At 40.6% G+C, this 10,473-nt stretch carries 10 protein-coding genes; 9 read left to right on the forward strand and 1 reads right to left on the reverse strand.

Annotated elements, in window-relative coordinates:
• Positions 1 to 89 precede the first annotated feature (89 nt).
• The 9 genes from VEI_RS09975 to cysK all read left to right on the forward strand — a co-directional run bounded on the left by VEI_RS09975 (position 90) and on the right by cysK (position 7,680).
• Complete coding sequence (locus VEI_RS09975; protein WP_059364856.1) at positions 90 to 725, forward strand: peptidylprolyl isomerase; 636 nt, start codon at positions 90 to 92, stop codon at positions 723 to 725.
• Complete coding sequence (locus VEI_RS09980) at positions 709 to 1,023, forward strand: GIY-YIG nuclease family protein (RefSeq protein WP_059364861.1); 315 nt, start codon at positions 709 to 711, stop codon at positions 1,021 to 1,023. Before VEI_RS09975 ends, VEI_RS09980 begins: the two co-directional genes overlap by 17 nt.
• A gap of 75 nt (positions 1,024 to 1,098) precedes the next feature.
• Positions 1,099 to 1,557 carry a YwiB family protein gene (locus tag VEI_RS09985; RefSeq protein WP_059364866.1) on the forward strand — a complete coding sequence of 153 codons (459 nt, stop codon included), beginning with the start codon at positions 1,099 to 1,101 and terminating at the stop codon, positions 1,555 to 1,557.
• Positions 1,523 to 3,256 (forward strand): arginine--tRNA ligase, encoded by a 1,734-nt coding sequence (gene argS / locus VEI_RS09990; protein ID WP_059364869.1) that lies wholly within the window; start codon positions 1,523 to 1,525, stop codon positions 3,254 to 3,256. Before VEI_RS09985 ends, argS begins: the two co-directional genes overlap by 35 nt.
• A gap of 15 nt (positions 3,257 to 3,271) precedes the next feature.
• Positions 3,272 to 4,882 (forward strand): CTP synthase, encoded by a 1,611-nt coding sequence (locus VEI_RS09995; protein WP_059364871.1) that lies wholly within the window; start codon positions 3,272 to 3,274, stop codon positions 4,880 to 4,882.
• A gap of 7 nt (positions 4,883 to 4,889) precedes the next feature.
• Positions 4,890 to 5,105 (forward strand): hypothetical protein, encoded by a 216-nt coding sequence (locus VEI_RS10000; RefSeq protein ID WP_059364873.1) that lies wholly within the window; start codon positions 4,890 to 4,892, stop codon positions 5,103 to 5,105.
• Between the two features lie 183 nt (positions 5,106 to 5,288).
• Positions 5,289 to 5,852 (forward strand): alkyl hydroperoxide reductase subunit C, encoded by a 564-nt coding sequence (gene ahpC / locus VEI_RS10005; RefSeq protein WP_059364875.1) that lies wholly within the window; start codon positions 5,289 to 5,291, stop codon positions 5,850 to 5,852.
• A 384-nt stretch (positions 5,853 to 6,236) separates the two neighbouring features.
• Positions 6,237 to 6,686 (forward strand): RrF2 family transcriptional regulator, encoded by a 450-nt coding sequence (locus tag VEI_RS10010; RefSeq protein ID WP_059364878.1) that lies wholly within the window; start codon positions 6,237 to 6,239, stop codon positions 6,684 to 6,686.
• A 58-nt stretch (positions 6,687 to 6,744) separates the two neighbouring features.
• Positions 6,745 to 7,680 carry a cysteine synthase A gene (gene cysK / locus VEI_RS10015; RefSeq protein WP_059364880.1) on the forward strand — a complete coding sequence of 312 codons (936 nt, stop codon included), beginning with the start codon at positions 6,745 to 6,747 and terminating at the stop codon, positions 7,678 to 7,680.
• 123 nt (positions 7,681 to 7,803) lie between these two features.
• Here the strand turns inward: cysK and VEI_RS10530 are convergent.
• Positions 7,804 to 10,473: subtype B tannase (locus VEI_RS10530; RefSeq protein ID WP_059364883.1), on the reverse strand; the 2,670-nt coding region annotated here is incomplete at its 5' end.

The raw sequence follows: 10,473 nt of genomic DNA on the forward strand, positions 1-10,473 counted from the left end.
CCTACTGAGTGGGTTTTGACTCATATATGTTAGTAAAAATATAGTACAATTAATATTTCAGTTACTTAGTACAAATCTGTGGGGGAATTATGAACTGGAAACGTTTAGCGCTATGTGCAATGTTGGGGATTTCTATGCTTGCTACAACGGCGTGTGGAACAAATAGTGGTGAACAACCACAAGGCAATACGGTAAAGGCAGAAACTGTGGCAATGCCTAACTTTACAAATTCACCAATTGCTGATCAATATGCCATATTCAATACAAATTATGGTCAATTCAAGGTTCGTTTGTTGGGGTCCAAATCTCCGATTACTGTGAAAAATTTTGAATACCTTGTAAAAAAAGGTTTCTATAATGGGGTTACATTCCATCGCGTTATTGAAGGCTTTATGATTCAAGGCGGAGATCCAGATGGTACAGGTGCTGGTGGTCCTGGTTATACGATCCCTGATGAGTTTGCCAATGACTTGCATTTTAATAAAATGGGGGTTCTTGCCATGGCAAACCGCGGTCCTAATACAGGTGGGTCTCAATTCTTTATCACATTAGGCCCTACATCTTGGCTTGATAATAAACACACTATATTTGGTACCGTAGTACAAGGTATGGATGTAGTTGAAAAAATTGGCAAAGTAAAGACTGGAAAAAATGATAAACCAATCGAACCGGTTGTTATTAATTCTATTTCTATAGAAGCAATTACGGATGATGCAAGTAAATAAAATGGATCATGAACGATATTTTACGTATATCCTGAGATGTGCTGATGAAAGTTTATATTGTGGGTGGACTACAAATCTTGAAAAGCGAGTGGATGCTCATAATGGTCTTGTTACTGGTGGTGCTAAGTATACGAAAGGTCGTCGGCCTGTAACCTTGGTTTACTATGAAAGCTTTCGCCAAAAACAAGAAGCACAATCTAGAGAATATGCTATAAAACGTCTAAATAAGGCTCAGAAATTACGCCTTATTGCGTCTGCTACTATGGATACATTGGAGAATATAAATCTCACAGAATAGGTGCACAAAACATTCAAAACAAGCTGCTTTTGTGCTATAATATATTGATATGTTATGACCATGGAGGAGAACGACATGAAACGGGTTTTAGTATCCGTAAAAAGTGTACAACGAGACATAGATGGACAGGATACCGTGGTGGAATTGATTTCTCCCGGTACTTCGCAAGAAAAGAATGGAATTCAATATATTCGTTACGAGGAATCTAGTGTAACAGGTCTTGAAGGTGTTAAAACAACAATCAAGATTTATGAGGATTCTATTGTGCTCTTGCGTACTGGTGCCGTTAATATGAGACACCAATATATTCGTGGGGAAGAACGCGAGTCAACCTATGAAACGCCACTAGGGGATCTTCACATGGCCGTAAAGACACATGAATTAACAGTAGATTTTCACGATGGAACAGGCCGTGTCCATTTAGGATACGATATTTCCATTGAAGGTGAATGGCAATTTTATAATCAGTTAGAAATAGACGTGCGGGAGGATACAGAGCATGGAAATGAAGGAAATCCTGAAATCGGGGATTGAACAGGCATTACAAGATACGATTAACAGCGGTGGTTTACCAGCTGGGGAATATCCAGAAATCGTTCTCGAAGTGCCACCTCAAAAAGAATTCGGTGATTTTTCTACAAATATCGCTATGCAATCCGCTCGTGTAGCTCGTCAAAACCCTCGTGCTATTGCAGAGGCTTTGATTAGCCATATGAATTTTGATTGGCTCGAACGTGCTGAGGTTGCTGGTGCTGGTTTCATCAACTTCTTCTTGAAATCTGATATGGTATACGATACGTTGAAAGCCATTTTGAATGCTGGCGAAGAGTATGGTGTGCAACCATTGCGCGCGCGCGATACCATTCAAGTTGAATATGTAAGTGCGAATCCAACAGGCCCGTTGCATGTAGGTCATGGCCGTGGTGCTGCTTACGGTAGTGCTCTTGTAAATTTGTTGCGGGCAGCGGGTTACAATGTACAATCTGAGTATTACATCAATGATGCGGGGAACCAAATCGACAATATGGCTATCTCCATTGAGTACCGCTTCCAAGAGTTGCAAGGTGCGACATTAGTGTTCCCACCTAAGCGCAACGAAGATGGTTCCATGCCTGAATTCGATATTCCAGAAGGGGCTCTCGTGTTCCCTGAAAATGGCTACCGTGGTCCTGACATTATCGAGACTGCAAAAGCTATTGCAGAACGAGAAGGCTTCGATACATTAAATGCTATGAACGAAGCAGATCGTATTGCATTGTTCAAAGAGGAAGGTCTTAAAGAAAAACTAGCTCGACTAGAAGAAACATTGAGAAACTTCCGTGTTACTTTCGATCATTGGTTCTCTGAACGTACTGTTCATGAAGCTGATGAAATTCATCACTCCGTAGAGGCGTTAAAGGCTCTTGGCAAAGTGTATGAAAAAGACGGTGCATTGTGGTTGAAATCTACTGACTATGGCGATGATAAAGACCGCGTAGTTATTCGCGATAATGGAGTTCCTACTTATTTAGCTGCGGATATCGCATATCACCGCAATAAATATGACCGTGGCTTCAAAGAAATGATTGATATTTGGGGCGCTGACCATCATGGCTATGTATGTCGTGTAAAAGCTGCTATGGCTGCTTTCGGTTATGATCCAGACCAATTAACGGTATTATTATTACAAATGGTAGCATTGTTCCGCGATGGGGAACTTGTTAAATTGTCTAAACGTAGCGGCGATAGTGTTACATTAGATGAATTGATTGAAGAAGTTGGCGTGGATGCATCTCGTTACTTCTTCTTGATGCGTTCTCTAGATAGCCAACTTGATTTCGATATTAACTTGGCTAAATCTCGTAGCAATGATAACCCAGTGTATTATATCCAATATGCTCATGCTCGTATTCATAGTATTTACAACCAAGTGCGTGAAGCAGGCATTGCATTTGGTGATTATAATCAAACTGATTTCACAACTCTTACAAGTGAAATGGAATTAGAATTAATTAAGAAATTAGCTGAATATCCAGAAGAGGTAGTTCAAGCTGCCGAACATCGTGCCCCTCATCGTATTGCTCGTTACTTATACGATTTGGCAAGCATGTTCCACTCCTTCTACCGTCAAGGTCGTATCATTGGCGTAGATCCAGCATTGCAACAAGCTCGTCTTGGTTTAATTACAGCGATTGCCCTCGTACTTCGTCAAGGTTTGGGCATTTTAGGTATTTCCGCTCCGGAAAAAATGTAATAGGTGGGAGGCATCATGGCAACTAAGTATATTTTCGTAACTGGCGGCGTTGTTTCTTCTCTTGGGAAAGGGATTACAGCAGCATCCTTGGGGCGTTTGCTCAAAAACCGCGGTTTCAATGTAACGATTCAAAAATTTGACCCATACATTAATATCGACCCTGGTACGATGAGCCCTTACCAACATGGCGAGGTTTTTGTAACGGATGACGGTGCTGAAACTGACCTTGATTTGGGCCACTATGAACGCTTTATCGATATTAATCTTAGCAAACGCTCTAATATTACAGCTGGTAAAGTATATTGGTCTGTAATTAATAAAGAGCGTAAAGGTGATTACTTGGGCAGTACTGTTCAAGTTATCCCACACGTTACTAATGAAATTAAACAAAATGTATATCGTGTTGGTAAAGAAAATAATGCAGATGTGGTTATTACTGAAATCGGTGGTACCGTTGGTGATATTGAAAGCTTGCCATTCATGGAAGCTATCCGCCAAGTGAAAAAAGATGTAGGTCGTAATGACGTGCTTTATATTCACGTTACATTAGTGCCATACATCAATGCAGCAGGCGAATTGAAAACAAAACCAACACAACACAGCGTAAAAGAATTGCGCAGCATCGGTATTCAACCAGATATCTTGGTATGCCGTAGCGAAAAACACATTTCTGACGAAATGAAAGAAAAACTTGCTTTATTCTGCGACGTAGAACCAGAAGCAGTTATTGAAAACCAAACTTGCAGCTCCATTTATGAAGTGCCATTGATGATGCAAGACCAAGGTCTTGATGATATCGTTATTAAAAAGCTAGGTCTTGAAGAACGTCCTTGTGACATGACTGCATGGAAAGAAATGGTTCATAAAATCTTGAATCCTAGTAAAGATATTACAGTTGCCCTTGTTGGTAAATATGTAGCATTGCATGATGCGTATCTTTCTGTAGCAGAAGCATTGAGTCATGCTGGTATTGAAACTGATACTAAAGTTAACCTTCGTTGGATTGACTCTGAAGAACTTGATGATCTTTCTGTAGATCCTAAAGAGGTATACGAAGGTATTGATGGGATTGTAGTTCCTGGTGGCTTTGGCTCTCGAGGTGTAGAAGGTAAAATTCGTACTATCCAATATGCTCGTGAAAATAATATCCCATTCTTAGGCTTGTGCCTTGGTATGCAATCTGCAGTAATGGAATTTGCTCGCAACGTATGCGGTATGGAAGGTGCAACTTCTAGCGAATTTGACGAAAATGCAAAATACAAAGTAATCGATTTGATGAGTGATCAAGTTGATATAGATAAAAAAGGTGGTACAATGCGCCTTGGCATCTATCCTTGTAAACTAGAAGCTGGTACAAAAGCTCGTGAAGTATATGGTGAAGATCTTGTATACGAACGTCATCGTCATCGTTACGAATTTAACAATGAATATCGTCAACAATTGAGCGATGCAGGACTTGTTATCTCCGGTACATCTCCAGATGGTCGTCTTGTTGAAAGTATCGAAGTTAAAAACCATCCATTCTTCGTGGGTACACAAGCGCATCCAGAATTAAAATCTCGTCCGAATAATGCACATCCATTATTCCGTGGTTTTGTAGATGCGATTTTAGAACTAAAAAAATAGATAAAAAATGGGTTCTATTTTATCTATTATAGGTTTATTTATATTAGCTGTACTCAAACTAGAGCAGTTCGTATATGGTAAATCGGGGAAACAACAATCTACAACTGGCCATATGGCACGGCGTGGGCTCGCTAATTTAGCGGGATTAATCGCGTTTGATCATTCTACTGTGAATAGTAAGTCTGTTGTGGTACGTAAAAAGAAGGAAGATACTCAGAAATGAGTATCTTCCTTCTTTTTTTTCTGTATCGAAAAAACTTGCAAAAATATATCGATATATTTAAAAATAACACTTGCTATTTTAAATGATTAGTGTTATTATATAGACAAAGATAGATATAGATTTGATGTAAGTATATCAAAAGCATATAATAATCGTTAATAAAGAAAATACAAGGAGGACACAATGTCTATTATTGGTAAAAAACTTCCTGAATTTACACTTGATGCTTTCAAAAAACCTGAATTGGTAAAGGTAAGCACTGCAGACGTTTTGGGTAAATGGTCTGTATTCGTATTCTATCCGGCAGACTTTACATTTGTTTGCCCTACAGAATTAGAAGACGTACAAAACTCCTATGCTGAATTAAAAGAATTGGGTTGCGAAGTTTACTCTGTATCCTGCGATTCCGAATTTGTTCATAAAGCATGGTCTGATGCTTCTCCAAGCATTAACAAAATCGAGTACTACATGTTAGCTGATAAAAAACATGAATTGGCTGATTTCTTCGATGTATTCCAAGAAGAATCTGCTATGGCTTACCGTGGTACATTCGTAGTAGATCCTGAAGGTATCGTACGTACTGCTGAAATCCATGATATGGGTATTGGCCGTTCCGCTGAAGAACTTGTTCGTAAAGTACAAGCTGCTCAATTCGTAGCTAAACATGGTGACCAAGTGTGCCCTGCACGTTGGAAACCAGGTAAAGATACATTAAAACCAGGTCTTGACCTAGTAGGTAAAATCTAATATTTAGATTTACTAAACATCTCCTCAAATGACAAACTATGGGCACGGATCGTATCTCCAACGATACCGGTAAGCCCCATTACATGGTGAAATACTCTCCAATTCACCGATGTAAACCTCATATAACAAACTACAAACTATACGCAAAAAGACCAGCCTTTGGGCTGGTCTTTTTGTCGTTAATAGTGCACAGTAAATATGACATCTTATAATATTTCATAAAGCCCTTTAACTAAGTAGGAAATAAGGTCTTGCATTTTTACATTTTGTATTCTATAATAATATTAATTCCTAGTAATGTACAAGGTTTTATGTGAAAAGCATAGGACGTGTATTGTTAATACGTTCAAGAGACGTTAGCTTTTACAAAGAAAGGCAAGATACATGAGAATTTCTACAAAAGGGAGATATGCATTGATGGTTCTCATCGACTTAGCAGAACAAGGTCTTGAAAAACCTGTTTCATTGCGTTCTGTAGCAGAGAGACAAGGCATATCTGAAAAATATTTAGAAGGTATTGTAGCTCGTTTAGGTACAGCTAAATTAGTAGATAGTATTCGCGGTAAGTACGGTGGATATAGATTATCTAAGAAACCTAGTGAATATACAATTATTGAAATTTTGATGGCTACCGAAGAATCGATGGCGATTATATCTTCATTAGATGAAGGTGTATCTACAGATGATGTCATCAATGAACGTACTGTTGGTTTTTGGGCTGGGTTGCAGAACTATATTCATGATTATCTTGCAGGCGTTACATTGCAAGATGTGATTGATGGTACGTATGCAAAGCTAGATACAAAATATGACAATTGGGATGGTTCTATTTAAATAATTTAGTTAAATTTATTTCATATTATGCATAATATCCATATAAGGAGTGTTGATTATGTCTAAAATTGCAAAATCTTTCGTTGAATTAATTGGTAAAACACCATTGTTAGCAGCTACTCGTTTTGGTGAAAGTGTAGGTGCTGAGGCTAATATTCTTACTAAACTTGAATATTTTAATCCAGGCGGTTCTGTAAAAGATCGTATTGCAGCTGCAATCATTCAATCTGCTATAGCTTCTGGTGAATTGCAACCTGGTGGTACGATTGTAGAGGCTACATCTGGTAATACAGGTATTGGTTTATCTGCAGTAGGCGCTGCACTTGGTTACAAGGTTGTCATCGTAATGCCGGAAACAATGTCTATTGAACGTCGTAAATTGATGCTTGGCTATGGTGCTCAACTCGTATTAACTGATGGCGCTCTCGGCATGAAGGGTGCTATTGCGAAAGCAAAAGAAATCGTCACAGCTACAGCTGGTGCGGTAGAGGCTGGACAATTTGTAAATCAAGCAAATCCAGCTATTCACTATAAAACAACTGGCCCTGAAATCTGGGGTGATACTGATGGTGCAGTAGATATCTTTGTTGCCGGTGTTGGTACTGGTGGTACATTAACTGGTACAGGTCGTTATTTAAAAGAACAAAATCCAGATGTAAAGGTTGTTGCTGTAGAACCAAAAGATTCTGCTGTATTATCCAATGGTAAACCAGGCCCTCATAAAATCCAAGGCTTAGGTGCAGGTTTTATTCCTGAAACATTGGATACTAATATCTATGATGAAGTCATTTCAGTTGCTAATGATGATGCATTTAAAACATCTCAAGAATTTGGTCATACACAAGGTATTCTTGTTGGTATTTCCTCTGGTGCTGCTTTATGGGCTGCTGCTGAATTGGCAAAACGTCCTGAAAATAAAGGTAAGAACATCGTTGTTATCCTTCCTGATACAGGGGAACGCTACTTGTCCACTGCTTTATTCCCAGAAGAATAATTAAATACACTAGTATAAAATATATGAGGCGTCCTATGAGGGCGCCTCTTGTATTATTCAAGAGGTAAAAAAGGAACTGCCGCAGCAGTTCCTTTTGGTGTTATGGTATGTATTCAATTATGATTATCTACCGTATTTAACGATAGTATCCATCCAGTTAAACAGATCTTCTAGATCATAGTCACCAGAATGGTCTACATTAAATGGTGTAGACATGTCTACTTTATAGCCTAAATTTTGAGCACGTGTGCCTACAATCAATGGAATTGCAATCGATGTATTACTATCGGCAGTACCGTAACGGATACGATAGAATTGTGCATTTGTCGCTGCTGGAGAACCAAGATAGTTCATGGGATTCATCATAGTAACGACCTTAGCATTTTCTACATATACATCTTGATTTGATGTTGTATCCTGTAATGCCGCAGTGATTGTAAAGTGGTTATTATCTGTCGTGCTTGTGCCAAACAGACTATTTTCACCAGAGTCGTTTGCACGAGAGTCGAATGCACCAGGTGCTTTGGAACGGCTTACAAATTGATTATATACATCCCAGTTGATATCTTTGATGGCACCTGTTTTATTATCCCGTACTAAATATGTATGTCTAGATAAATCAGTACCTTGCGCTTGTGCTTTATTAGCTGCATCGATGATGAAAGTTTTCACATAGGACTTAAATGTACCATTACCATTCTTATCTAGTTTTAAGATACGTCCCATAGAGTCATGTAATTGTAAATTGTTTACATAATCAGGGAAACGTTCCTTAAGTAAATTAGAGTAAGCAAGATCGTCAGCATTCAAGTTTACACGTTGCATTGTGCGTTTTGGTGGAACAGCGGTACCACCTACATTAGCTTGTGGCAATTCTCCTTGTCCCATAGATACTTTATTGAAGGATGTAATACCACTATAACTCCATTCGTACGCCATATCTGCGGCATCAAGATTTGTGATAGGAGCATATGCAGAAACTGCATACACATTGGTTGGTGCTGTAGCAGCACCTAATGCTTGTAAATATGGTTGGAAGTCAGAGCTATTACCAGTAGCACCTTGTAATAAGGATAGAGCACCACCAGCACTTGTACCATTTGTAATTATACGATTTGCATTACCTGGAATAGCCGCATTATTGGCGTGTAAGTATGCTGTTGCAGCTTGTAAGTCAACGATAACTGCCGGTGCTTTACCTATAAAGTTGCCATCAGAGGCTTTGTTTGTACGGCCTCGAGTCGCAGGAGAGGCTACTACATAACCTCGAGATAATGCGTAAAGAACACTATTAGGTTTACCATTTTCTACTTTTGGTGCCATAGCTTGACTTGGCATATAACCGCCCACTGCATTTGGCATGAAGATAGGTGCTGTTTGTGTATTGTAACCATTAACTGTACCGTTGTTGAAGTATTCTTCTGGTACATAAATATTCATGTATTGTTGATCGATGTCGATTGGATTAGCCACATAAGGGATATATTCAAAAGCACGATACTTAATTTCCTTGTTATCTATAGTAGAAGACCTGGATTCGTAATTTTTTACGTCGAAGTCAAGGCTAATCTTTGCAGATGTATCTGCTTGTAAAGGAGGCTCCATTGGTTGAGATAAAATATTTTTTTCATCCATTGCACTAGATCCTTTCGTGGATGCTTGATTACGAGCATCTACATAAGATTGTGGTAACTTAGGCTCCTGTGCTTGCTTAGCTTCATCCTCGGCCTTTGCTTTTGCTTCAGCAGCTTCTTTTGCCTGAGCAGCAGCTTCTGCCTCAGCTTTGGCTTTAGCCTCCGCTTCAGCTTGTGCCTGAGCAGCGGCTTCTGCCTCGGCCTTAGCTTTAGCCTCCGCTTCTGCTTGTGCCTTAGCAGCGGCTTCTGCCTCGGCCTTAGCTTTAGCCTCCGCTTCAGCTTGTGCCTTAGCAGCGGCTTCTGCCTCAGCTTTAGCTTTAGCTTTAGCTTCTGCTTCTGCTTGTGCCTTAGCAGCGGCTTCTGCCTCAGCTTTGGCTTTAGCCTCCGCTTCTGCTTGTGCCTTAGCAGCGGCTTCTGCCTCGGCCTTAGCTTTAGCCTCCGCTTCTGCTTGTGCCTTAGCAGCAGCTTCTGCCTCGGCCTTAGCTTTAGCCTCCGCTTCTGCTTTAGCTCTAGCAGCAGCTTCTGATCTAGCTTTCGCAGCAGCTTCTTCAGCTTCTAGTCGAGCTCTTTCGGCATCTGCTTCGGCTTGCTCTGCAGCAATACGCTCTTGTTCCGCTTTAATAGCCGCTTGGCGTTGAGCCTCAGCTTGTTCAGCCGCAATGCGCTCTTGCTCCGCACGAATAGCGGCCTGACGTTCTTGTTCTGCTTTAATAGCCGCTTGGCGTTGAACCTCAGCTTCTTCAGCCGCGATGCGTTCTTGCTCCGCACGAATAGCGGCCTGACGTTCTTGTTCAGCCTTAATAGCCGCTTGGCGTTGAGCCTCAGCTTGTTCAGCCGCGATGCGTTCTTGCTCCGCACGAATAGCGGCCTGACGTTCTTGTTCGGCTTTAATAGCCGCTTGGCGTTGAGCCTCAGCTTGTTCAGCTGCGATGCGCTCTTGCTCTGCACGAATAGCGGCCTGACGTTCTTGTTCAGCCTTAATAGCCGCTTGGCGTTGAGCCTCAGCTTGTTCAGCCGCGATGCGTTCTTGCTCCGCACGAATAGCGGCCTGACGTTCTTGTTCAGCCTTAATAGCCGATTGGCGTTGAGCCTCAGCTTGTTCAGCTGCGATACGTTCTTGCTCCGCACGAATAGCGGCCTGACGTTCTTGTTCTGCTTT

It is taken from the genome of Veillonella tobetsuensis (genome assembly GCF_001078375.1).
In the GTDB taxonomy this organism is placed as follows: Bacteria; Bacillota; Negativicutes; order Veillonellales; family Veillonellaceae; genus Veillonella; species Veillonella tobetsuensis.